Origin of the sequence: Rahnella sp. BIGb0236, assembly GCF_004364755.1 — a bacterium.
GTDB lineage: Bacteria > Pseudomonadota > Gammaproteobacteria > Enterobacterales > Enterobacteriaceae > Rahnella > Rahnella victoriana.
In genome coordinates this window covers 1-21,880 of the sequence record NZ_SOAO01000013.1, presented here as the reverse complement: position 1 = coordinate 21,880, position 21,880 = coordinate 1, and the positions used below count along the sequence as shown (strand labels likewise).

20 protein-coding genes and 2 tRNA genes are annotated in these 21,880 nt (G+C 55.1%); 13 read left to right on the top strand and 9 right to left on the bottom strand.

The window, feature by feature from the left end; translation table 11 throughout:
- Positions 1–55: 55 nt before the first annotated feature.
- Positions 56–1,249 (bottom strand): 23S rRNA (cytosine(1962)-C(5))-methyltransferase RlmI, encoded by a 1,194-nt coding sequence (gene rlmI / locus EDF78_RS20720; RefSeq protein ID WP_095922568.1) that lies wholly within the window; start codon positions 1,247–1,249, stop codon positions 56–58.
- A gap of 98 nt (positions 1,250–1,347) precedes the next feature.
- Between rlmI and yccX the strand changes: the two genes are divergently transcribed.
- A complete protein-coding gene (yccX, locus tag EDF78_RS20715; RefSeq protein ID WP_095922567.1) occupies positions 1,348–1,626 on the top strand; it encodes an acylphosphatase in 279 nt (92 codons plus the stop codon).
- 6 nt (positions 1,627–1,632) lie between these two features.
- Here yccX and tusE read toward each other — a convergent pair whose 3' ends face one another.
- Positions 1,633–1,962: a sulfurtransferase TusE gene (gene tusE / locus EDF78_RS20710; RefSeq protein WP_095922566.1), complete on the bottom strand. Its 330-nt coding sequence runs from the start codon at positions 1,960–1,962 to the stop codon at positions 1,633–1,635.
- A gap of 106 nt (positions 1,963–2,068) precedes the next feature.
- On the bottom strand, positions 2,069–2,731 hold the full coding sequence (yccA, locus tag EDF78_RS20705) for an FtsH protease modulator YccA (RefSeq protein ID WP_095922565.1): 663 nt from the start codon (positions 2,729–2,731) through the stop codon (positions 2,069–2,071).
- Between the two features lie 260 nt (positions 2,732–2,991).
- Here yccA and EDF78_RS20700 point away from each other — a divergent pair.
- A tRNA-Ser gene (locus EDF78_RS20700) sits at positions 2,992–3,079 on the top strand.
- Positions 3,080–3,275: 196 nt separating this feature from the next.
- Positions 3,276–3,363 (top strand) — tRNA-Ser (locus tag EDF78_RS20695).
- A gap of 74 nt (positions 3,364–3,437) precedes the next feature.
- Here the strand turns inward: EDF78_RS20695 and EDF78_RS20690 are convergent.
- The gene (locus EDF78_RS20690; protein ID WP_119822241.1) at positions 3,438–4,355 is read right to left on the bottom strand and encodes an AraC family transcriptional regulator; all 918 of its coding nucleotides are present in this window, start codon (positions 4,353–4,355) and stop codon (positions 3,438–3,440) included.
- A gap of 123 nt (positions 4,356–4,478) precedes the next feature.
- On the opposite strand from EDF78_RS20690, the gene EDF78_RS20685 reads away from it, so the two are divergent.
- From EDF78_RS20685 to EDF78_RS20660, 6 genes are all read left to right on the top strand, one after another.
- Positions 4,479–5,369, top strand: a complete 891-nt coding sequence (locus EDF78_RS20685) for an SDR family oxidoreductase (protein ID WP_133823818.1) — start codon at positions 4,479–4,481, stop codon at positions 5,367–5,369.
- A 198-nt stretch (positions 5,370–5,567) separates the two neighbouring features.
- Entirely contained in the window at positions 5,568–6,656 is a 1,089-nt protein-coding gene (locus EDF78_RS20680; protein ID WP_095922562.1) for an ABC transporter substrate-binding protein, read from the top strand.
- Between the two features lie 87 nt (positions 6,657–6,743).
- A complete protein-coding gene (locus tag EDF78_RS20675) occupies positions 6,744–8,513 on the top strand; it encodes an iron ABC transporter permease (RefSeq protein WP_133823817.1) in 1,770 nt (589 codons plus the stop codon).
- Positions 8,506–9,573 (top strand): ABC transporter ATP-binding protein, encoded by a 1,068-nt coding sequence (locus EDF78_RS20670; protein WP_095922560.1) that lies wholly within the window; start codon positions 8,506–8,508, stop codon positions 9,571–9,573. The genes EDF78_RS20675 and EDF78_RS20670 overlap by 8 nt, the downstream gene beginning before the upstream one ends.
- Positions 9,574–9,784: 211 nt before the next feature.
- Positions 9,785–11,410 (top strand): methyl-accepting chemotaxis protein, encoded by a 1,626-nt coding sequence (locus EDF78_RS20665; RefSeq protein ID WP_133823816.1) that lies wholly within the window; start codon positions 9,785–9,787, stop codon positions 11,408–11,410.
- Between the two features lie 65 nt (positions 11,411–11,475).
- On the top strand, positions 11,476–11,952 hold the full coding sequence (locus tag EDF78_RS20660) for a GNAT family N-acetyltransferase (RefSeq protein WP_095922558.1): 477 nt from the start codon (positions 11,476–11,478) through the stop codon (positions 11,950–11,952).
- Between the two features lie 6 nt (positions 11,953–11,958).
- On the opposite strand, the gene EDF78_RS20655 is transcribed toward EDF78_RS20660, so the two are convergent.
- Positions 11,959–12,462: a cupin gene (locus tag EDF78_RS20655; RefSeq protein WP_229921061.1), complete on the bottom strand. Its 504-nt coding sequence runs from the start codon at positions 12,460–12,462 to the stop codon at positions 11,959–11,961.
- A gap of 338 nt (positions 12,463–12,800) precedes the next feature.
- Here EDF78_RS20655 and osmE point away from each other — a divergent pair, with 338 nt between their 5' ends.
- Positions 12,801–13,133, top strand: coding sequence for an osmotically-inducible lipoprotein OsmE (gene osmE / locus EDF78_RS20650; RefSeq protein WP_095922556.1), 333 nt, complete (start codon positions 12,801–12,803; stop codon positions 13,131–13,133).
- A 50-nt stretch (positions 13,134–13,183) separates the two neighbouring features.
- On the opposite strand, the gene EDF78_RS20645 is transcribed toward osmE, so the two are convergent.
- On the bottom strand, positions 13,184–14,911 hold the full coding sequence (locus tag EDF78_RS20645; RefSeq protein WP_119822246.1) for a potassium/proton antiporter: 1,728 nt from the start codon (positions 14,909–14,911) through the stop codon (positions 13,184–13,186).
- A gap of 194 nt (positions 14,912–15,105) precedes the next feature.
- Here EDF78_RS20645 and EDF78_RS20640 point away from each other — a divergent pair, with 194 nt between their 5' ends.
- Positions 15,106–15,300 carry a hypothetical protein gene (locus EDF78_RS20640; RefSeq protein WP_162928528.1) on the top strand — a complete coding sequence of 65 codons (195 nt, stop codon included), beginning with the start codon at positions 15,106–15,108 and terminating at the stop codon, positions 15,298–15,300.
- A 41-nt stretch (positions 15,301–15,341) separates the two neighbouring features.
- On the opposite strand, the gene EDF78_RS20635 is transcribed toward EDF78_RS20640, so the two are convergent.
- The 3 genes from EDF78_RS20635 to puuD are packed head-to-tail and all read right to left on the bottom strand — an operon-like array spanning position 15,342 to position 18,071.
- Complete coding sequence (locus tag EDF78_RS20635; protein WP_131693707.1) at positions 15,342–16,655, bottom strand: FAD-binding oxidoreductase; 1,314 nt, start codon at positions 16,653–16,655, stop codon at positions 15,342–15,344.
- 50 nt (positions 16,656–16,705) lie between these two features.
- Positions 16,706–17,263, bottom strand: a complete 558-nt coding sequence (gene puuR, locus EDF78_RS20630) for an HTH-type transcriptional regulator PuuR (RefSeq protein ID WP_095922552.1) — start codon at positions 17,261–17,263, stop codon at positions 16,706–16,708.
- 4 nt (positions 17,264–17,267) lie between these two features.
- Complete coding sequence (gene puuD, locus EDF78_RS20625; protein WP_095922551.1) at positions 17,268–18,071, bottom strand: gamma-glutamyl-gamma-aminobutyrate hydrolase; 804 nt, start codon at positions 18,069–18,071, stop codon at positions 17,268–17,270.
- Positions 18,072–18,441: 370 nt separating this feature from the next.
- On the opposite strand from puuD, the gene EDF78_RS20620 reads away from it, so the two are divergent.
- Together EDF78_RS20620 and EDF78_RS20610 are read left to right on the top strand one after the other, a co-directional pair.
- Positions 18,442–19,860 (top strand): glutamine synthetase family protein, encoded by a 1,419-nt coding sequence (locus tag EDF78_RS20620; protein WP_119822945.1) that lies wholly within the window; start codon positions 18,442–18,444, stop codon positions 19,858–19,860.
- Between the two features lie 461 nt (positions 19,861–20,321).
- Positions 20,322–21,698 (top strand): APC family permease, encoded by a 1,377-nt coding sequence (locus tag EDF78_RS20610; RefSeq protein WP_095922549.1) that lies wholly within the window; start codon positions 20,322–20,324, stop codon positions 21,696–21,698.
- Positions 21,699–21,880 lie beyond the last annotated feature (182 nt).

Sequence of the window (21,880 nt, the reverse complement as noted above, 5' to 3'; positions counted from 1 at the left end):
GTAATCTGCGTAAAATTCGCCCGCGTGCCGTCGTAACAGCACGCAGTGCTTACCTTCAGTTCATGACCAGGCAGGCAAAACCTTTCAGATACAACCCTTCAGGATAGGCGCCGGTCACCGGATGGTCAGCCGCCTGACGGAACTGCTCCACGAACTGTATTTCACGGCCCGCATCCAGCGCCGCATCGGCCAGAATTTTCTGGAACAGATCGGTCGGCAACAGACCGGAGCAGGAGAAGCTGAGCAGGATACCGCCCGGACGCAACAGTTGCAGCGCCAGCATATTGATATCTTTATAGCCTCGACAGGCGCTTGCCAGCTGATTTTTGTTCTCCACGAATTTCGGCGGATCCATCACAATCATGTCGAACTGCTGACCTTCCGTGCGGTATTTACGCAGCAACTGGAAGACGTCTTCGCGCACGAATTCCGCTTTTGACAGGTCCAGTTTGTTCAGTTCAACGTTCTGGCGGGCCACGTCGAGTGCGGCCTGCGAGGTATCCACGTTGGTCACTTTTGTACAGCCGCCCATCAGTGCCGATACAGCAAAAGCACCGGTGTAGGAGAAGCAGTTGAGGACATTACGGCCTGCGGCATAATTGCGTGCGGCAAGACGGCTGTCACGCTGATCAAGATAGAAGCCGGTTTTGTGGCCTTCTTTGATATCAACCAGCAGGCTCATCCCGTGCTCCTGAATGGGCAACAGGGCAGGAGGCTCGTCACCCACCACATGGCCTTGCGTCAGTTCCAGACCTTCTTTTTTACGCACCGCCACATCAGAGCGATCCCAGATGGCGCACTCCGGATAACAATGTTGCAGCGCTGCGATCAGCGGAGCACGCTGGTATTCCGCACCGGCTGACAACAATTGCAGCACCAGAAAATTCTGGAAACGATCGATGGTAATACCGGGCAGGCAGTCAGATTCACCGGCAATCAGGCGATAACCGTCCAGTCCGTCACGTTTAGCGATATAGTCGCGCCAGCTCTGCGCCTGTTGCAAACGACGGATGAAAAAAGCGATATCAATGTCTTCATCCTGCTTAAATGTCCAGACGCGCGCACGGATCTGTGAGGACGGCGAATAGGCACCGCGTGCCAGCCATTTTCCCTGACTGTCTACAATATCTATAGTCTCGCCGGAATGGGCTTTACCTTCGATGCGTGCAACAGCACCGGAAAACACCCACGGGTGGCGACGAAGAAGTGATTTTTCACGGCCTTTGGCCAGAATTAAACGTGCAGTCATAAAATTAGGTTCTGTCGGTTCGGAGACAAAAAAGAGCGACATTGTCCGGTCATGCAGGTGAAATTGCAACGAACCATACCGCTAACGGAGAGAATATTATGGCAACAGTCAGTATAGCCGCCTATGTGTACGGCATGGTGCAGGGCGTCGGTTTTCGTTTTGCGACCCAACATCAGGCAACCGGATTGGGGTTAACCGGTTATGCGAAAAATCTTGAGGATGGCAGCGTCGAAGTGGTGGCGTGCGGGGATCAGGAAAAAGTCGACCAGCTGTTAGCCTGGCTGAAGCAGGGCGGGCCGAAACATGCCCGGGTGGATCGCGTGCTCAGCGAACCGACCGCACCCGGTCATTACAGCGATTTTAAAATCAAATACTGAAGTCTTTTACAGGCACTTCACTGGCTTGGGCAGACCGGCAATTTTGGTCGCCTGTTTGGCCGGGCCTTTCGGGAACAGCCGGAACAGATAGCGGCTGTTGCCTTTCTCTTCGCCGTATTTCTGTGCCATCGCCTTCACCAGCATACGCACGGCGGGTGAAGTATTGAATTCGAGATAAAACCCGCGCACGAACCGCACCACTTCCCAGTGCGCGTCGGTCAGCGTGATGTCTTCCTGTGCGGCCAGCAGAGGCGCCATGCCTTCCTGCCAGTCCTGACTGTTTTTCAGGTAACCCTGAGCGTCGGTTTCAATAACCTGACCTTCAAACTCCAGCATACAACCTCAAACCCGTAAAAATGCAGCCGCCAGTTTAGCAAAAACAGCGGACAGTAAAAATAAAAAGCCCCGCACAGGGGCGGGGCTTCGGTTTACATCAGGCTCATCAGTTACGTGATGACATCCCCAGAATGCTCAGCAGGCTGACAAAGATGTTGTACAGCGAGACATACAGGCTGACGGTCGCGCGAATATAGTTGGTTTCGCCGCCGTGAATGATATTGCTGGTTTCCCACAGAATCGCACCTGCGGAGAACAGAATAAACAGGCAGCTGATCGCCAGTGACAACGCCGGGATTTGCAGGAACAGGTTGGCGATCACCGCCACCAGCAGCACCACAAAGCCTGCCATCATCATGCCGGACAGGAACGACATGTCTTTGCGCGTGGTCAGCACATAGGCTGAACAGCAGAAGAACACCAGCGCGGTACCGCCCAGCGCCAGCATAATAATGTCACCGGCACCGACTGAAAGCAGCGAACTCAGCAATGGCCCCAGCGTATACCCCATAAAACCGGTCAGGGCGAAAGCCGATAAAATACCCGCCGGGCTGTTGGCCGTGCGGTAGGTCAGGAACATCAGCCCGTAGAAACCGACGATAGTCAGCAGGAAACCGGGAGAGGGCAATCTCAGAACCGTGCTCGCCGTCGCCGTGATCGCGGAAACGCCGAGGGTCAGTGCTAACAGAAAATAAGTATTACGCAGCACCCGGTGCGTGCTTAGCAACGAGCCAGCGCGTGATGACGAAGAGGCAACGATACGATCCATAATAAAATTCTCACTCTTAACAAAAAGTTGGAGTCGGTGAAAATACAAACAGATTGCAGTGTAAGGAGTGGCGTTGCGTCATTAAAGACGTTTTACCCTTCTTTACCTGCTCAGGGCGGGCAGGGCGCGGTTCCCCGACGTCAAAATCGTCGTTATGATGCTTAAATCGCCATTTGAGAACGGAATGGCGTTTTTTCAGGCAAACGAACAGAATCAGGCTTTACAAGCGGATCGCCACTGTTTATAGTTCGCTTCGTTGCGGAGGGGTGGCCGAGCGGCTGAAGGCACCGGTCTTGAAAACCGGCGATGGGAAACCATTCGAGAGTTCGAATCTCTCCTCCTCCGCCATAAACAACACAAGAAAGCTGCTAAGTCATTAGCGGCTTTTTTTGTGTCTGTCATTTATGAACATACATTGTGAAGGCGATGTAAATGTTCATAAAATCAACAAACTAGACCGAAAATAATGTTTGCATCTTTTTTTCTGTCTTGTATACTACGCCCCGTACTGAACGACTGACGTCGTAAAGTGCTTGTTGTTTACGGAGGGGTGGCCGAGCGGCTGAAGGCACCGGTCTTGAAAACCGGCGATGGGAAACCATTCGAGAGTTCGAATCTCTCCTCCTCCGCCATAAACAACACATCAAAGCTGCTAAGCCATTAGCGGCTTTTTTTGTGTCTGAAATTCAGGCATCCCTGCCTGAATTCAGCGTATGGCCTGCTGGCCGTACTGTCTCGGCGAACATCCCAGTGTGCGTTTGAACGCTGTGCTGAAGGCACTTTCAGAGTCATAACCGAGCGACAGGGCTACCGCTGAAACCGGTTCTTTACTGTTCGCCAGCCGGTCTCCGGCCAGCAACATCCGCCAGCGCGTCAGGTATTCCAGCGGCGCACTGCCGACGGCCTGCTTAAATTTCTGCGAGAACACGGAGCGCGACATGCCCGCCCGTTCCGCCAGCGTCTGCACCGTCCAGCGTTGCGCAGGATTTTCATGCATCGCATTCAGTGCTTTCGATAACTGCTTATCTGCCAGCGCGGCAAACCAGCCACTGTTTTCCCCTTCCGGCGCGTTATCGACGTGCATCCGCAGCGCCTGAACTAGCATCATGTGCGCCATGTGCTGTGCGATCAGTAATCCGCCGGGCCGCTGATCACGTAATTCCTGCATCATCCGCTCAACTGCCCAGCGCAAACTCTCTTTGTCGGATTCTTTCGAGATATGCACCACCGGCGGCAGCATCGCCAGCAATGTGGCGGCGTTAGTGCCGCTGACCGCAAACCGGCTGCCGGTCAGAAAGAAATCCCGGCCGCCGTTGCAGGACACCGTACCGCCATCCAGCGCCTGCTGGAAAATCGGACCAGCATCGACGGGCGGAATACTCAGATCGCTGGCGAGCCGAAAAGGGCGGCCGCCAGGCAACACAAAACAATCACCGGCTTTGAGATGTACCGCGCCGGGCACATCGTCTACCGCCAGCCAGCATTCGCCGGTAATGATCGCATTGCATTTAATCGACTGATAATGGTCGGGAAATTGTACCGACCACGCCCCTCCGGCTTCAAAACCTTTGGACATATAACTGCGCGGCTTCAGCAGCGATAACACATCAGAAAGAGGATCCATTAATGACTCCGGACGATCGCAAAGATAATGCGGACATTAGCGCATAGATCGTCTTTTCTCCAGTGCCTATAGTGTGCTGCGTAAGCCATTCACCTTTATCAGCCAACCACAGGGGATTTTAAGATGCGTGTATTCGTGACAGGAGCAACGGGTTTTGTCGGTTCTGCGGTGGTGCAGGAATTACTGCGTGCCGGTCATCAGGTGCTGGGGCTGGCCCGTTCGGATGCTTCGGCGCAGGCGCTGACTGACGCGGGGGCTGACGTGCATCGCGGCAGTATTGAAGATCCGGACAGTCTGACGTCCGGCGCGGCGCAGGCAGACGGCGTGATCCACACGGCGTTTATCCATGACTTTTCGAAATTTCTCGAGAATTGTGAAAAAGACCGGCGGGCAATTGGCGCACTGGGTGCGGCGCTGAAAGGCACGGATAAACCGCTGATCGTGACGTCCGGCACCGCGCTGGTAAACACCGGACGTCTGGCGACGGAAAAGGATTTACCTGATCCGCAGGGACAGAATCCCCGTGTGGCCTCTGATCTCGCGGTTGCCGCGCTGGCGGAGCAGGGCGTGCGGGTATCACTGGTGCGGCTGCCGCCGTCGGTGCACGGCGCGGGCGACCACGGTTTTGTGCCGATGATCATCGCGATGGCGCGGGAAAAAGGCGAATCAGCGTATCCCGGTGAAGGCGAAAACCGCTGGCCTGCCGTTCACCGTTTTGATGCGGCGAAGGTGTTTGTGCTGGCGCTGGAGAAAGGCGCGCAGAATGCGATTTATCATGCGAACTCAGAGGAAGGCGTCCCATTTCGCGACATTGCCACGCTGATTGGCAAGCACCTTAACCTGCCGGTGGTCAGTAAAAACGGGCAAGATCTGACGGCGCACTTTGGCTGGTTCACGCATTTTGCTTCGCTGAATAATCCGACCTCCAGTCAGATCACCCGCGATATTCTGGGCTGGACACCGGCGCATCCGGATTTACTGACTGATATAGATACGGCCGGATATTTTAAATAATCCTCTTTGAACCGGACGCAAAACAGGTCATTCCGGCGGCCTGTTTTGCGTTTTCCGCCGTGGTTTTTATGGTGTTAATTGCCTAAAAAACGCCCCGACTCACAAATCGGGAAGATAAAAAAATTACCCCATTGCCTGCCCGATGTTATGCGCTATGTTGATTTTTAGTTTCCCAAATGTAACTAGAGGTTAACAATAATGAAGAACAACTTACGATTCTCTCTGATTGCTGCGGCTGTAATGATGTCTTCCTCTGCAATGTCTGCATTACCTCAGGGCTACCCGGCCGGTTATCAAAAAATCGTCGATGCGGCGACCAAAGAAGGCAAAGTGGTGGTCTATTCCACCACCGACACCAAAGCCGCAGGCCCGCTGATTCAGGGCTTTGAGGCCACGTATCCGGGTATCAAAGTCGAATATAACGACATGAACAGCACCGAACTGTACAACCGTTATATCAGTGAACAGGCGGCGGGCGGCACCAGTGGCGACGTGGTCTGGAGTTCCTCCATGGACACGGCGCTGAAACTGGCGACCGACTACGCGCAGGAATACAAATCCCCGGAACAGGCGCAGTTACCAAAATGGGCGGTGTGGAAAGACAAAGCCTACGGCACGACCTATGAGCCGGTGGTGTTTATCTATAACAAACGTCTGATCCCGGCCGGTGATGTGCCGGACTCGCACGCGGCACTGGCGAAACTGATTGCCAGCCAGACCGAAAAATTCAACAAAAAAGTGACGACTTACGACATCGAAAAATCCGGCCTCGGCTTCATGCTGTCGGTGCAGGATTTCAAAGCCGATCCGAATTATTTCAAAACGCTGGCTGACGTCGCCAAAGGCGGTTTAGCGGTGCAGTCTTCCACCGGCACCATGATGGAACGCGTTTCTTCCGGCGAAAACCTGATCGGCTTTAACATCCTTGGTTCTTACGCCGAGGCCCGCGCCAAAACGGATCCGTCACTCGGTATCTCCTATCCGAAGGATTACACCCTGGTGCTCTCCCGCGTGTCCTTCATCAGTCAGGAATCGAAAAACAGCAACGCCGCCAAACTGTGGCTGGACTACGTGCTGTCTGAGAAAGGGCAGAGCATTCTGGCCAATCAGGCGGATATCCCGTCCATCCGTAACGATATCGAAGGCAAAAACGATATCGACGGCATGACCAAAATGTTGGGCAATGCGCTCAAACCCATCCCGGTGGATGAAACCCTGCTGGAATACCTGCAACAGAAAAAACGCCTCGACTACATCAAACAGTGGCGTACCGCTGCTGCCAAGTAGTGGCATATCGAAGCGCGTCACTTTCCGTCGCGCTTCCTTTTTCCTGCCTGATTTCGCTCTCCTTGTTTCTAACCGAAGGGAAGTAACATGAACACATTGCGCAGAAAGTGGCAGAGCCTGCCGCGCGGCATTGTGGTGTTGATAACGGCGCTGGTTATCTACATCCCGTTGTCGTTCATCGTGATACAAAGTTTCCTCTCCGCGCCGTTCTTTTCGCCGTCGAAAGAATGGAGCCTCGAATCTTTTGGATTCATCTTTACCGATCCGGATTTCTACAAGGCGCTGAAAAGCGGCTTTATTCTGGCCTTCGGGCTAGTGGTGATCGCCATTCCGCTCGGCGGGATCCTGGCGTTCCTGATGGTGCGTACCGATTTACCGGGCAGACGCGTGATTGAACCGCTGATCCTGGTGCCGATTTTCGTCTCGCCGATGGTGCTGGGTTTTGGTTATGTGGTGGCGGCTGGGCCGGTCGGGTTCTTCTCGCTGTGGGCGCAGTCGATCATTGGGTTCGTGCCGTGGAACATCTACGACATGTCGAGCATCGTGGTGATTGCCGGTCTGACGCACGTTCCGCATGCGTATCTGTATATCTCCTCGGCGCTGCGCAGCGTCGGGTCGGATGTCGAAGAAGCCGCGCGTACCGCCGGTGCCTCGCCGTTGCAGGTGATGACCGCCGTCAGTCTGCCGATGGTGCGCCCGTCGATTCTCTACGCCACGGTTCTGTTGTTTTTCCTCGGGCTGGAAGTGTTCGGGCTGATGCTGGTGCTCGGCGACCCGGAAGGCAACATGGTGCTGGCGACCTATCTGTATCAGCTGACCAACAAACTTGGCACGCCGTCTTATCACCTGATGGCTGCGGTGGCCGTGGTGCTGATTTGTATCACTATTCCGCTGGTGATGTTGCAGCGCCGCCTGATGCGTACGGCCAACCGTTTTGTCACGGTGAAAGGTAAGGCGTCACAGGCGCGAGCCTTGCCGCTTGGCAAATGGCGCTGGGTAGCCGGTGCCGTGGTGGCGTTCTGGCTGACGGTGACCATCGGCGTTCCGCTGATTGGCGTGATGCTGCGCGCGTTTATCTCCAACTGGGGTGTCGGCGTGTCCATCTGGGGTGAACTGTCACTCAATACGTTTCGCACGATCTGGGAACAGCCCAACCTGCTGCGCGCTATCGTCAACTCCATGGCGATTGGTGTGATCGGCGGTGCGCTGGCGGTGGCCTGTTATCTGTTTATCGGCATCGCGATGCACCGTAAACCGGACGGCGTGACCCGTTTCCTCGATTACAGCGTACTGGTGCCGCGTGCGGTGCCGGGGCTGCTGGCCGGTCTGGCGTTTCTGTGGGTGTTTCTGTTCCTGCCGATGTGGCTGGATAACGCGCTCAAATCCGGCTGGCTTTCCGGTATGCCGTGGTCGCAGTGGCTGCGCGATAACCTGGTGGTCTGGCTACGATCGCTGCGCAGTACGATTTTCAGTGTCTGGCTGGCGTATACCGTGGTGTGGATGGCGTACGGCCTGCGGCTGATCTCCTCGACGCTGTTGCAGGTCGGGCCGGAGCTGGAAGAGGCGGCGCGCAGTACCGGTGCGACGCGCGGGCAGATCACCCGTCACGTCACCATTCCGCTGTCGCGTTACGGCCTGATTGGCTCGTGGCTGCTGATGTTCCTGATTTTCGAGCGCGAATATTCCACCGGTGTCTATCTGCTGTCGCCGGGCACGGAAACCATCGGCTCGATGCTGGTTTCCCTGTGGGCGGCGGGTGCCATTGATATCGTTGCCGCGCTCTCCTTTATTAACATCCTGCTGGTGGTGTTAGGTCTGGGTATTGCCCTTCGTTTCGGAGTCAAATTACATGATTGAATTATCGGTCGACAATCTGCACTTAACTTATGGCGACAATCCGGTGCTGAAGGGCGTTTCCATGGAACTGAAACGCGGCGAAGTGGTGTCATTGCTCGGGCCTTCCGGCAGCGGCAAAACCACCTTACTGCGGGCAGTGGCCGGGCTGGAAAAACCGGTGAAAGGCACCATCGTCATTGGCAAAAACAAAGTCTACGACGGCACGCCGCGCAGCGAAATTCCGGCCGAAGAGCGCAATCTCGGGCTGGTTTTTCAGTCTTACGCGCTGTGGCCGCACAAAACCGTGTTTGAGAACGTGGCGTATCCGCTGAAATTACGCAAAGTGTCAGCCGGGGAAATCACTCAACGTGTGCAGGACGTGCTGAATCAGCTGGGGCTGGGGCATCTGGGCAAGCGCCATCCGCATCAGCTTTCCGGCGGACAGCAGCAGCGCGTGGCGATTGGCCGTGCGCTGGTTTACAACCCGCCGGTGATCCTGCTCGATGAACCGCTGTCGAACCTTGATGCCAAACTGCGTGAAGAAGCGCGGGTGTTCCTGCGCGAACTGATCATCAAACTCGGGCTGTCGGCGCTGATGGTGACGCACGACCAGAACGAAGCGATGGCGATTTCTGACCGTATTTTGTTGCTCAACAACGGCAAAATCGAACAGCAGGGCACGCCGCAGGAAATGTACGGTTCGCCGAAAACGCTGTTTACCGCCGAATTCATGGGCAGCAACAACCGTCTGCACGGCAAAGTCACTGAAGTGCGCGACGGCAAAGCGCGCATCGAAGGCAGCGGCTGGGTGCTGTGGGGGCAGGCGGGAGAGGGCGTGCAGGCCGGTCAGGATGGCACGGCGGTGATCCGCGTCGAACGCGTGGTGCTGGCCGACGGACCGGGCGAGAATCAGCTGGAATTACCGTTGCTGACCAGCATGTATCTCGGTGACCGCTGGGAATATCTGTTCCGCACGGCTGGCGATGATTTTGTCATTCGCGCCTATGGCACCGATGTGCGCGATCCGCAGCACTGCCGTCTGGCACTTCCCGAAAACCATGTGTGGATCTTCCCTAAATAATACCCGTCATACTTAAAGCTGCAGGTGCGTTGGCTGCGTTCAGGGACCCGAATCACTTACTTATGTAAGCTCATCGGGATCCCATCGCTTGCCGCCTTCCTGCAGCTTCAATTATTTAGGGTATTACCGTAAGTCGGACAATTTATTGAAATATTTCTGTCATTTCCCGCGAGTAAAATTCTGCTTCTTGTTTAAATAATGCAGAATAATCATGAATTTAACCACTCTTTCACTTACTGATAAGATGCCATTCAACAGATTGTTTCGATCTGCTTTCTTCAGACGTCCACGGGGAATACTTTTTGGGGTAATTTGTGTTATCGCCCTATTTTCTGCTTTGCAGATTTTCTCCACCGTGGTGCTCACCAACATCCTGCAGGATGCGCGAAACAACGTGATCGCCACCGAAAATTTGCGTCAGCAACAAGCCGTGATGGATAAAGCCCGCATGGAACTGCTGATGGCCAGTGACAAACTCAACCGTGCTGGCATTTATTACATGCAGGATAAAGAAACCGGCTCGGTCGGCAGCTGGAACAGCCTGATGGAAGAATCGCTCGGCTCACTGACCGCATCGCAGAAAGCCTTCACGCAGTTTCAGAAGATGACCAAAGACGGCAATCAGGCCGCCACAGACCTGAAGGCCAGCTATCAGATGTTCTGCGACGGGTTGCGTGAACAGGCGGATGGTCTGCAAAAAAACAACAATATTGATGCTTTCTTTGAAGTGCCGATCCAGGCGTTTCAGGATGATTTCAGTCAGAAATATTATGCTTATCTGGCTGTTAACGAACGGACGGCGGTGTCACTGAGCGACCGGCTGTTGAATGCACTGACACAGGCGAAAACCCTGTTTATGGCTGCGCTGGTCATTCTGGCGGTGATTGCGGTGCTGGTCTGGCGCGGGGTGTCTGCGTGGATTATCCGTCCGTTGCAACGCATGATCGGGCACATCAGCGTGCTGGCTGCCGGGGATTTATCGCGCGATGTCGAAGACGATAATGCGCGGGTAACCGAAGTCCGCGAGCTGGGCGTCAGCCTGCGTAATATGCAGCGCGGGCTGCAAAAACTGGTCGGTGAGGTGCGTGATGCGTCTGCGCACATCATGCTGAATATCGATCAGATGGCGAAAGGTAATGAGCAATTATCGGCACAGGTGGCGATTCAGAGCACAGAGCTGAAAGCCGCCACCGAGCACATCACGCATCTTAATGAACGGGTGAAAGAAAACGCCCTCCATGCGCAGCAGGCCAGCAAACGGGCCGAGCAGGCGAAAGGCGTGGCGACACGCGGCGGTGAAGTGATGGGGCAGGTGGACACCGCGATGAAAGAGATCGTCAGCCAGTCGTCAGAAATGAGCAGCATCGTTTCGATGATCGACAGCGTGGCGTTCCAGACCAACATTCTGGCGCTGAATGCGGCCATTGAAGCCGCACATGCCGGGCAGCACGGACGCGGATTTGCGGTGGTGGCGAAAGAAATCGGACTGCTGGCGCAAAAGAGCAGCCATTCGACGCGCGGTATCCATCAGCTGATTGACGGATCGGTGCAGCAAATCGGTCGCGGCTCCGCATCGGTCAATGTGCTGAGCCAGAGTCTGGAAGAGATCATTCATATTTTCAACGGCCTCAGCGCGCTGGTGAAGGAGATTTCAGAAGCGACGCAGTATCAGGGGCAAAGTGTTCACGATGTCTCCGAACGCATCACGGCGCTCAACCAGGTGACCCTGCAAAATGGCAAACTGGCCGATTATGCCGCGGCGTCATCCCGGCAGTTACTGGATCAGTCGCAGCGGCTGGAAAAAGCCGTGGCGCGGTTTGCCCTGACAGCGGCCTGAGGCTTGACAGGCACGCTGCCGCCGGACAAATTGTGACATCACCTCAGTCATCTGGAAGATTTTGAATGGTCATCAACGGGCTGGAAATTTGTTCGCTGGCAGAAAATACGGGACATATCCCGGCAATTTCGCAACTTCTTCATGAAGAATGGTCGGCGTTTGAAAACTGGGCGGAACCGGCGCGGATCAGTCAGCGCTTACAGACGCGTATCAGCGCCGGTCACCATGAGTTCACCCTGGTGGCGCTGGCGGATGAACAGGGGATTGCGGGCACCGCCAGTGTGATCCGTTATGAACTGGCCGATCGTGCGGAACGGGAATACTGGCTGGGTGAAGTCTTTACCTGTGCGCCTGTGCGCGGAAAAGGCATCGGCAGCGCGCTGGTGCGGGCCTGTGTGAAAAAAGCCCGCGCCGCAGGCATTGACGCGCTGTGGCTGTACACGCCGGATCAGCAGGCATTGTATGCCCGTCTGGGCTGGCAGGAAGCTGAACAACGCGAGCTGGCTGGGGAGCAGGTCACGGTGATGATGCTGCCGCTGTGACCGGTTTTACTTTTTATGCCAGACCAGCATGCTGCCTTCACTGTGTCCGGTCACCGGATCGGTGGCAGGCAGCGGCACGTCCTTCACCGCTTTGGTCCGTGCCGCCAGTTGCGGCAGCTCGTCGTGGCATAAATCGGCTTTCATCCCCGGCGGATACGCGCCGACCAGCATAAAATCTTCATCCGCTGAAATCTGCTTATGGCCAATTCCGGCAGGCAGCAGCAATACATCCCCGACGTTTACCTCAATAATCTTGCCGTGTTCACCGCCGAGTTGCAGTTTTGCCGTACCGGCAAACACGCCCAGCGCCTCCGGGGTATTGGAGTGGAAATGGGTGAAGGTATACACCGGATAGCGCCACTGTGGCGGCCAGCCGTTTGAACGGAAAAGGTGTTCGAGGTAACCGGCATTATCGGCGGTATCAGGCGGAATGACGCGGTGATAAATCAGTACCGGCAGGGTGTTATTCGGCACACCGCCGTCAGGTTTGTTAATCAACACTGTATCCATAGCAACCTCTCTGGGCGTCGCGAAGCCTTTCCGGGGGAGTGGCATCAGGGCAAAAACACCCAGCAAAGTAACGAACCGGCGTCGATCCAAATGCATCAGGAATGGCTCCTTGTCGCGCAATCAATGGCTTACCTCTTTCATGTATAGATCAAAAAGCGCTGAAAATCCTCTTTTCACTTACAGAAAAAATGTCCGTCAGGCCGCGCTAAAGAGGTCATTTCCGGTTATCAGAAAAAACTTAAAATCTGTAGCAATCAACAAATAGAAGTCATATCGGCTGGCAAAATCCCTTATGTCCTCTATGCTTAACAAGACAAAAATACTCAGGAGGAGAAGTTATGAATAAGAAAATGTTACTTGTGGTTGCTACAGCAGTTTCGGTACTGGCAGGGTGTCAGACTTACGACCGTGCAGCGAGTTACGTGAAAGAGCCGGTTGTCAGCGACGTGAAAGTCGGGATGACGAAATCGCAGGTTCGTGCCATTGCAGGGCCGCCGTCAACGGAAGCGACTCTGGTTCATGCGAAAGGGACTTGTCAGACTTATGCGGTCGCGCCGCGTGATGGTAAAGCACAGACTTACTTCGTCAGCTTTAACGACACCGGTCATGTCATGAATAAAGGCTATCAGTCTTGTTCAGACTACGACAAAGACCCGCAAGCCGGTCAGTAATACCGTAATGATTTAGCTCCTCCCCCTGCGAAGGGTGGGGAGCTATAATTTTATGCCTTCTGCGTCACAATCCTCACACCGACTTTACTGACCCGATTCCCGTCCATTTCCGCAATTGTCCACGTCAGTCCGTCCCATTCGATATGGTCACCGATAACCGGTTCGCCACCGAGCAGTTTGATCACGAAATGCCCCAGGGTTTGCGACTGATCGACCGTCTCTTCCAGATTCAGACCATACAGTTGTGAAATCGCATCCAGCGGCGCATCGGCCTGCAAAATAAAGTCACCGAAGAAGCGGTCATCCAGCACCACTTTATTGCTGTCGCTGAACAGTTTGCCCAGTTCCGGTAAATCTTTTTCCTGGCCGATCACACACAGAATATCGCCTTCCTTCAGCCGCGTACTGCCGGTCGGATGCAGCATCTCTTTGCCCCGGAATAACGCCGCGATGCGTGTTGCCTGCGGCATTTGCAGATCACGCAGTGCAGCACCGACGCACCATTTGTCGGAACCCAGCTGATACACAAACTGTTCCCAGTCGTTGTACACATCGATATCCAGCCCGACGCGGGAAATGGGGGTCGGTTGCGGCGGCACCAGCACTTTGGCTTTTTTCGCCGCAAAGCCTAATGACGTGCCCTGAAGCAGCAGGGAAACCAGCACGATAAAGAAGGCGACATTGAAATACAGCGTCGCGTTAGGCAGACCGGCCATCATCGGGAACACCGCCAGAATGATCGGCACCGCGCCGCGCAGACCGACCCACGAGATAAAGAACCGCTCGCGCAGGGTAAAGTTTTTGAACGGGATCAGGCTGACGAACACCGACAGCGGACGCGCCAGCAGGATCATCCACAACGACAGCGCCAGCGCCGCGATGGCAATCGGCAGCAGATCGCTGGGGGTCAGCAGCAAACCGAGCACCAGGAACATGCCGATCTGGCTCAGCCACGCCAGTCCGTCGAAGGTCTGCAAAATGCCGTGGCGGTTGCGGATCGGCATATTGCCGAGCATCAGACCGCACAGATACACCGCCAGAATGCCGCTGCCTTCCAGTGACATGGTCGCCGCATACACCAGCAAACCGCCGCTGAATGCCAGCAGCGGATATAGACCGGCCGCCAGGGTAATTTTGTTGATAAGTTTATGCAGCAGCCATCCGCCGCCGACACCAAACACAATGCCGAGACCAAACTGGCGGACCACATCCACCACAAACATCAGGCTCAGGCCGTGCTCGCCTTTGGAAATCATGTCGATCAGGGTGATGGTCAGGAACACTGCCATCGGGTCGTTGCTGCCGGATTCAATTTCCAGCGTGGCGCTGACACGTTCGTTCAGGCCCTTACCGCCGATCAGGGAGAAGACGGCCGCCGCATCGGTCGAGCCGATAATTGCGCCAATCAGTAAGCCCTGCATCAGGTTGATATTAAACAGCCATGCGGCGGCCAGTCCGGTCAGACCGGCGGTGATCAGCACGCCGACGGTGGCCAGCGACAGGGCAGGCCACAGGGCAACGCGGAAAGATGAAGCGCGGGTCCGCATCCCGCCGTCGAGCAAAATCACCGCCAGCGCCAGGTTACTGACCAGATACGCGGCCGGGTAATTATCGAATGCAATACCGCCAATCCCGTCGACACCGGCCAGCATGCCGATTGCCAGGAAAATGACCAAAATAGGGATGCCAAGCTTAGAAGAGAACGAACTGAGCAAAATGCTCGCCGCAACTAACAGGGCGCCAATAAAGAAAAGTGTATTAATCGTGCTGGCGTCCAAGAGTGTTCTCCTTGTAAAGCATGAATGGCGCGGGGGCGGGCGGTGTCGTCATCAGTGACAATGCCTTTAATTTATCAGGAAAATGAGCGCGTTGTTGAGGTCATTTAGGATTTTTATTAGTTGCACTTAAGAATTAAAAACTATGCTTAGAGATGAACAATGTCTTTGTGCAGTTGATCAAAAAGGAAACCACAATGAGTGAATTTACCGGTGTACACCGTGAGGTGATGAAAGACGGGGCGATCAAACATGTGCTGATCCGCGATGCGGCAGGCAATGAACAGTCGATTGCCGCAAAAGATTACATTTCGCAAGGGATCGAGCCAGATCTGAATGAGTTGCCCGAAGTCGGCACTGACAGCGAATTTCCGGTGGCGGGAAAAGCCTGACAAATCGTTGTTCCCCGCAGCATACCTGCGGGGAACAACCCTCAGACGCCCAGCCGGTCGCGCAGGGAATAATACGCCGCGCCGAGCATGGTAAACGGCACCTGGAAGTTGCGGCCACCGAAGAACGGCATATGCGGCAGGCGGGCAAAGGCATCGAAACGTTCGGCGTCGCCGCGCAGCATTTCAGTGATCAGCTTGCCGGCCAGATGCGTCAGCGTCACGCCGTGTCCGCTGTCACCCTGCATGTAATAGACGTTATTTTCCAGCCGGCCAAACTGCGGCAGGCGCGATAACGTCAGCAGGAAATTGCCGCCCCAGCGGTAATCAATCTTCACGCCTTTCAGCTGCGGGAAGGTGCGGTTGAGTTTAGGCAGGATCACCGAATCGATATTCGGCGGATTTTTGCCGCCGTACGTCACGCCGCCGCCATACAACATGCGGTTATCGGCGGTGAGACGGAAATAATCGAGCAGGTAATTGCAGTCTTCGACGCAGTAATTGTTCGGCAACAGCGAGAGCGCCATGTCATCCGACAGCGGTTCAGTGGCGACAATTTGCGAGCCACACGGCATGCTGAGGCGCGTCAGGCGCGGCGCAAGTTGCTGACTCAGATAGGCGTTACCCGCCAGAATCACATACTTCGCTTTGACCTGACCTTTGGCGGTATGTACCCGCGCCGGTTCGCCGTGTTCGATGCGCGTGGCGGCGGAGCCTTCATAAATCCGCCCGCCGTGACGGCGTACCGCTTCGGCCTCACCCAGCACCAGATTCAGCGGATGAAGGTGACCGCCGTTTTTATCCAGCAGCCCGCCGACATAACGGTCGGTGGCGATTTCGCGGCGGATGGCGCTTTCATCCAGCAGTTTCAGTTCAGTATGACCGTACCGGTTCCACAGCTTTTGCTGATCCCGCAGTTTCGCCAGCTGGCGCGCACTGAGGGCGGCAAAGATGCAACCGGGACGGTAATCGCAGTCGATAGCGTACTGGTCGATGCGCTGACGGATAATGTTCGCGCCTTCAAACATCATGCTGCCGAGCATATCGGCGGTCTGACGTCCGTAGCGGTCTTCAATCACATCAATGTCGCGGCTGTAGGAATTGACCACTTGTCCGCCGTTGCGCCCGCTGGCGCCCCAGCCGACGCGGGCGGCTTCGAGCACCACCACGTCATACCCGGCTTCGCAGAGATATAAAGCAGAAGAGATGCCGGTATAACCGGCACCGACAATACAGACATCGCACTCAATATTGTCCGTCAGCTCCGGCCACGGCGCGTGGTCGTTGACGGAACTGGCGTAATAGCTGTCGGTGTGCGGCACACCGGCAGCGCGGGGACTTCCTGTTTGAGCACTCATGGTGACATCCTTCTTTGGGTTCCCGTTGCCACGCCCGGAGCCGATGACAACTAGAAGGTATTAGGGGTATGTGCGCTGACAATCCTGCAAATCCGCGACGAAATATTACTGAAGCTGTGTGGGTTCGCGGTGTTAATGGCATAGCTTTGTCCCGCACGCAGCGGGTAACTCTGACCGTTGACGGTTAAAATGATTTCTCCTTCTAACAGGGTGCCGACTTCCTCGCCCTGATGTTTGATTTTGTCGCCGGTGGTGCTGCCGGGCTGATACGTTTCCAGCAGCATGGCGACGGTATGGTTTGGCGTGCCGTTGTGGACCATCCGCATGGACACGCCACGGCTGCCGATCTCAATCAAATCCGCCGCATTGATCACGATCCGCGGCTCATTACTCTTATTCTCTTCGGCGAAAAATTCCGAAAGTGACAGCCCGTACACCCGCAACAATTTTTGTAGCGTACTGACGGCGGGGCTGACTTTATCCTGTTCAATGGTGCTGATGGCGCTATGTGTCAGGCCAGACAACTCGGCGGCTTTGCGTTGTGACATCCCGAGTTGCTGGCGAATTTCAGAAAGCCGGCGACCAGGCGCCAGACTGACTTCGCTCATCCGTTTATTCCTCTACGGCGCTGCGGACCTGATGGCCGTTGCGACAGGCAGCAATAAAAGCGTTAAACAGCTGACGCGACACGGGGTCTGTCAGGCTGTGCCATTCCGGATGCCACTGCACACCAAGGGCAAACGGATGATTGCGGACACTCACGGCTTCCACCAGATTGTCCGGTGCGCGTGCTTCCACGGTCAGTTCCGGCCCCAGACGGTTGGCTCCCTGACCGTGAAGGGAGTTCACCTGAAACTGCTGATAATCGGGTAATAATTCTGAAAGTAAGCCGCCCGGTTCGATATGCACCGGATGCACCACGTCATATTGATTGTCATGCGGCAGGGTGGTGTCTTCGCGGTGATCCATATAGCCCGGCACCTCCTGCACTTTGCGGTACAAACTGCCACCGGTGGCGACCACCAGCTCCTGCAAACCACGGCAGGCGGCGAAAAGCGGGATTTTCTTATCCAGCGTCGCGCGGATAAGCTGCAAACTCAGGCGGTCGCGGCCGGGATCGGCCAGCGCCTCGACACCTTCTTCACCGTACTGATGTGGCTCAATATTGCTGGGACTGCCGGTGAGGAAGATGCCGTCCAGACCGCGCAGAATCTGGTCTATCGCCCCTTCGCGTGCTGCCAGTTCGTGCGGCAGACAGACGGGAAGGGCATCGGCGTTAAAAATGGCGTCCAGATACTTTTCATGGACCGTGAGGGCAGGGTTTTCATCAACCGTGTTTTCACACATCACTACCCCAATGACCGGTCTGTAAAGGGTCTCTTTCCCCGTGGATGCCGTGGAAGATATATTGCCCATAATACCGCCTCGTTGAGTAGATGAATTGACTGACAGTCCGCGCCTCCCCGCACGTGACTGCTCAGAATATTGACCTTTCATTGACCAATTTAGCAGCGCACTGGTCGCTTTTCAAACGGATATGTTGCGAGAATGTGGGTGTTGCAAATAATTAATGTTAAGGCTAGGGTTAATGATATGGCCGTTATTTTGAGCAATAAACGGCTCGGCATAAGCAGTTTGAGCATAAAGCGAGAGGATCCCATCACCATGAGAGCACTGCGTTGAACAGAGTAATTACCCGGTAAAGCATGACCGGCTGGCATCATGGTGGTGCCTGATATGCCGGAAACCAGCAAATGGCGGATAACCTATGCAAGCGACTGAACTGATGAACGAAATCAAAAAAGAGATTAGCGAACCCCTCGCTAAGCACGCTGAAGAGCGAAGTAGCGCGTTCCAGGATGAAGTGTCTCAATACCTGGAGCGTCACCCGCTAACCCTTCACGTCGACGTCCTGCTCACCGATCTCAATGGCTCCTTCCGCGGCAAACGCATTCCCGTCTCAGCACTCCGTAAACTCGAAAAAGGCTGTTATTTCCCGGCATCGGTTTTCGCCATGGACATTCTCGGTAATGTCGTGGAAGAAGCCGGATTAGGCCAGGAACTGGGCGAACCCGACCGCACCTGCGTACCGGTCCCCGGCACCTTAACGCCTTCTGCCGCCGACCCCGAACACATCGGCCAGTTGTTACTGACCATGCTTGACGAAGATGGCACTCCCTTTAACGTTGAACCACGCAATGTGCTGAACCATATCTGGCAAACATTGCGCCAGCGGGGTTTATTCCCGGTGGTAGCGGTAGAGCTGGAGTTCTATCTGCTCGACAGGCAGCGGGATGCGGAAGGCTATATCCAGCCGCCGTGTACGCCGGGCACCCAGGAACGCAGCGTGCACACTCAGGTTTACTCGGTGGATAATCTCGATCATTTCGCCGATGTGCTCAGTGACATTGACCGTCTGGCGCACATTCAGGGGCTACCGGCGGATGGCGCGGTGGCGGAATCTTCGCCCGGCCAGTTCGAAATTAACCTGCACCACAGTGAAAATATTCTGCGTGCCTGCGATTACGCCCTGATGCTCAAACGTCTGGTGCGGCTGGTGGCAGAAAATCACGAGATGGACGCCACCTTTATGGCGAAACCTTACGACGAATACGCGGGCAGCGGGATGCACATCCATCTCAGCGTGCTCGACGACAACGGCAAAAATCTGTTTGCCGGTGCCAATGGCGAAGATTCAGAGCTGATGAAACGCTCTCTCGCCGGCATGATTGCGCTGATGCCTGCCTCGATGGCGGTGCTGGCGCCAAACGTCAATGCCTTCCGCCGCTTCCAGCCGGGCATGTATGTGCCGACGCAGGCGTCGTGGGGCCACAATAACCGTACCGTTGCACTGCGTGTGCCGTGCGGCGGGACTGCCGATCACCGTGTGGAATACCGCGTGGCCGGTGCCGATGCCAACCCATATTTAGTGGTCGCCACCGTGCTGGCGGGCATGTTGTATGGTCTGGATAACGACCTGCCGTTGCCGGAACCGGTCACCGGTAACGGTCTGGAACAGGAAGGTATTCCGCTGCCAATCCGCCAGAGCGATGCGCTGTATGATTTTGATGACCAGCCTGCGCTGAAAAAAATCCTCGGCGAGCGTTTCTCGCAGGTTTATCACACCTGTAAATCCGATGAACTGTTGCAGTTCGAGCGACGGGTGACGGAAACAGAAATAGACTGGATGTTACGTAACGCGTAATACGGTTAACGAATACGCGCATCATGTTCAATGCCGGAAAAGAATTTGTAACTCAACGCCTCTGAATGTTGTCATTCATGCATGATTTGTGCAAAATACGCCGCACTGCAGATAACCGACGCTTAAAGGCGCCGGTTATTTTTTTTGTATATGCAGTACCCAAACTAATTTAACAGAGGCCGGACCCAGATCCGGATAGATAACAAGGTTCGTGTGCGACCCCAAATCAAAAACGGTCGCCACTATGAGGAAATGTAACATGGGGCAATACTTCAAACCTGTACCGGTGCCCGCCGGTGCTTCTTTCAGCTGCGGCCAAATTCGCACAGCCTTCACCTCCGCGTTCAGCGACGTGAAGATCTATCCCCCGTTTACTGGTAATAACTCACGAAGTTTTCCCTGTACGTTGCGTTCAGAGGCGTTTAAGCGCCCGGTGTCTGCAATTCAGGGAGGGCTGAACCATGTCTGCTAATGCATCTGCCGCTCCGGCCACTCAGCGCGTACAACTGCGTAAAACCCTGACACTGGTTCAGGTGGTGATGATGGGTCTTGCCTATCTGCAACCGATGACTATTTTCGATACGTTCGGCATTGTCTCCGGCCTGACCGATGGTCACGTCGCAACCGCGTACATCTTCGCGCTGATCGCCGTTCTGTTTACCGCCGTGAGCTACGGCAAACTGGTGCAGCGTTTCCCGTCTGCCGGTTCTGCTTATACTTACGCGCAAAAAGCCATCAGCCCGCACGTCGGCTTTATGGTCGGCTGGTCATCACTGCTGGACTACCTGTTCATGCCGATGATCAACATCCTGCTGGCGAAAATCTATCTGGAAGCCATCTTCCCTGGCGTGCCGTCGTGGATATTTGTCGTGGCGCTGGTCGGTATGATGACCGCCTTCAACCTGCGCGGCATCAAGATCGTGGCTAACCTGAACAGCATTATTGTTGTCGTGCAGGTGGCGATCATGGTGGTGTTCCTGGGTCTGTTAGTCCGTGGCGTTTACATGGGCGAGGGCATGGGCACGCTGGCGACCACCAAGCCATTCTTCAGTGAGAATGCGCACGTGGTGCCGATGATCACCGGGGCGACCATTCTGTGCTTCTCGTTCCTGGGCTTCGACGGTATCAGTTCGTTGTCAGAAGAAACGCCAAATGCGGGTAAAGTTATCCCGAAAGCGATTTTCCTGACCGCGCTGATTGGCGGCGTCATCTTCGTCGTGGTGTCTTACTTCCTGCAGTTGTACTTCCCGGATATCTCGCGTTTCAAAGATCCGGACGCTTCTCAGCCTGAAATCATGTTGTACGTGGCCGGTAAGTTCTTCCAGTCCGTCATCCTGTGCTTCAGCTGTGTAACCGTTCTGGCATCCGGCATGGCTGCACATGCGGGTGTTTCCCGTCTGCTGTACGTGATGGGCCGCGACGGCGTATTCCCTGAAAAACTGTTCGGTTATGTGCATCCGAAATGGCGTACCCCGACCTTCAACGTGTTGCTGGTCGGTGTGGTGGCGATGTCTGCGGTGACCTTTGATCTGGTAACCGCGACGGCGCTGATTAACTTCGGCGCGCTGGTGGCGTTCACCTTCGTGAACCTGTCGGTGATTTCACAGTTCTACATTCGTGAAAAACGTAACCGCACGCTGAAAGATCACATCAACTACCTGATCCTGCCGGTGATTGGTGCGCTGACCGTCGGTGCGTTGTGGCTGAATCTGGAATCGAGTTCGATGACTCTGGGCTTAGTCTGGGGCGCGATTGGCCTCGGATATCTGGCGTTCATCACCAATGCGTTTCGTAAGCAGCCTCCGCAGATGAGCGGGGAGATAGCGCCGGAAGCGTGATTTGTTCCGCGCCCTTCCCGGCGAAGGGGAGGGCCGGGGTGGGGTATTAAAGCGAAATCAATGAGTTGAAGTTTGCTTTGACGTGGTGTTAGCCTTTAAAACCCCCTCCCAACCTTGTATGTTCATTTCAATGATTGATTTACGTCGTTGATCATTGAAATCTCTTTCAAGCATCTATTATT

Excerpts from the sequence above, each read along its gene's own strand:
- rlmI (WP_095922568.1), bottom strand. The coding sequence starts at position 1,249 with ATGACTGCACGTTTAATTCTGGCCAAAGGCCGTGAAAAATCACTTCTT.
- yccX (WP_095922567.1), top strand. The coding sequence starts at position 1,348 with ATGGCAACAGTCAGTATAGCCGCCTATGTGTACGGCATGGTGCAGGGC.
- tusE (WP_095922566.1), bottom strand. The coding sequence starts at position 1,962 with ATGCTGGAGTTTGAAGGTCAGGTTATTGAAACCGACGCTCAGGGTTAC.
- yccA (WP_095922565.1), bottom strand. The coding sequence starts at position 2,731 with ATGGATCGTATCGTTGCCTCTTCGTCATCACGCGCTGGCTCGTTGCTA.
- EDF78_RS20690 (WP_119822241.1), bottom strand. The coding sequence starts at position 4,355 with ATGGATCCTCTTTCTGATGTGTTATCGCTGCTGAAGCCGCGCAGTTAT.
- EDF78_RS20685 (WP_133823818.1), top strand. The coding sequence starts at position 4,479 with ATGCGTGTATTCGTGACAGGAGCAACGGGTTTTGTCGGTTCTGCGGTG.
- EDF78_RS20680 (WP_095922562.1), top strand. The coding sequence starts at position 5,568 with ATGAAGAACAACTTACGATTCTCTCTGATTGCTGCGGCTGTAATGATG.
- EDF78_RS20675 (WP_133823817.1), top strand. The coding sequence starts at position 6,744 with ATGAACACATTGCGCAGAAAGTGGCAGAGCCTGCCGCGCGGCATTGTG.
- EDF78_RS20670 (WP_095922560.1), top strand. The coding sequence starts at position 8,506 with ATGATTGAATTATCGGTCGACAATCTGCACTTAACTTATGGCGACAAT.
- EDF78_RS20665 (WP_133823816.1), top strand. The coding sequence starts at position 9,785 with ATGAATTTAACCACTCTTTCACTTACTGATAAGATGCCATTCAACAGA.
- EDF78_RS20660 (WP_095922558.1), top strand. The coding sequence starts at position 11,476 with ATGGTCATCAACGGGCTGGAAATTTGTTCGCTGGCAGAAAATACGGGA.
- EDF78_RS20655 (WP_229921061.1), bottom strand. The coding sequence starts at position 12,462 with ATGGATACAGTGTTGATTAACAAACCTGACGGCGGTGTGCCGAATAAC.
- osmE (WP_095922556.1), top strand. The coding sequence starts at position 12,801 with ATGAATAAGAAAATGTTACTTGTGGTTGCTACAGCAGTTTCGGTACTG.
- EDF78_RS20640 (WP_162928528.1), top strand. The coding sequence starts at position 15,106 with ATGAGTGAATTTACCGGTGTACACCGTGAGGTGATGAAAGACGGGGCG.
- EDF78_RS20635 (WP_131693707.1), bottom strand. The coding sequence starts at position 16,655 with ATGAGTGCTCAAACAGGAAGTCCCCGCGCTGCCGGTGTGCCGCACACC.
- puuR (WP_095922552.1), bottom strand. The coding sequence starts at position 17,263 with ATGAGCGAAGTCAGTCTGGCGCCTGGTCGCCGGCTTTCTGAAATTCGC.
- puuD (WP_095922551.1), bottom strand. The coding sequence starts at position 18,071 with ATGGGCAATATATCTTCCACGGCATCCACGGGGAAAGAGACCCTTTAC.
- EDF78_RS20620 (WP_119822945.1), top strand. The coding sequence starts at position 18,442 with ATGAACGAAATCAAAAAAGAGATTAGCGAACCCCTCGCTAAGCACGCT.
- EDF78_RS20610 (WP_095922549.1), top strand. The coding sequence starts at position 20,322 with ATGTCTGCTAATGCATCTGCCGCTCCGGCCACTCAGCGCGTACAACTG.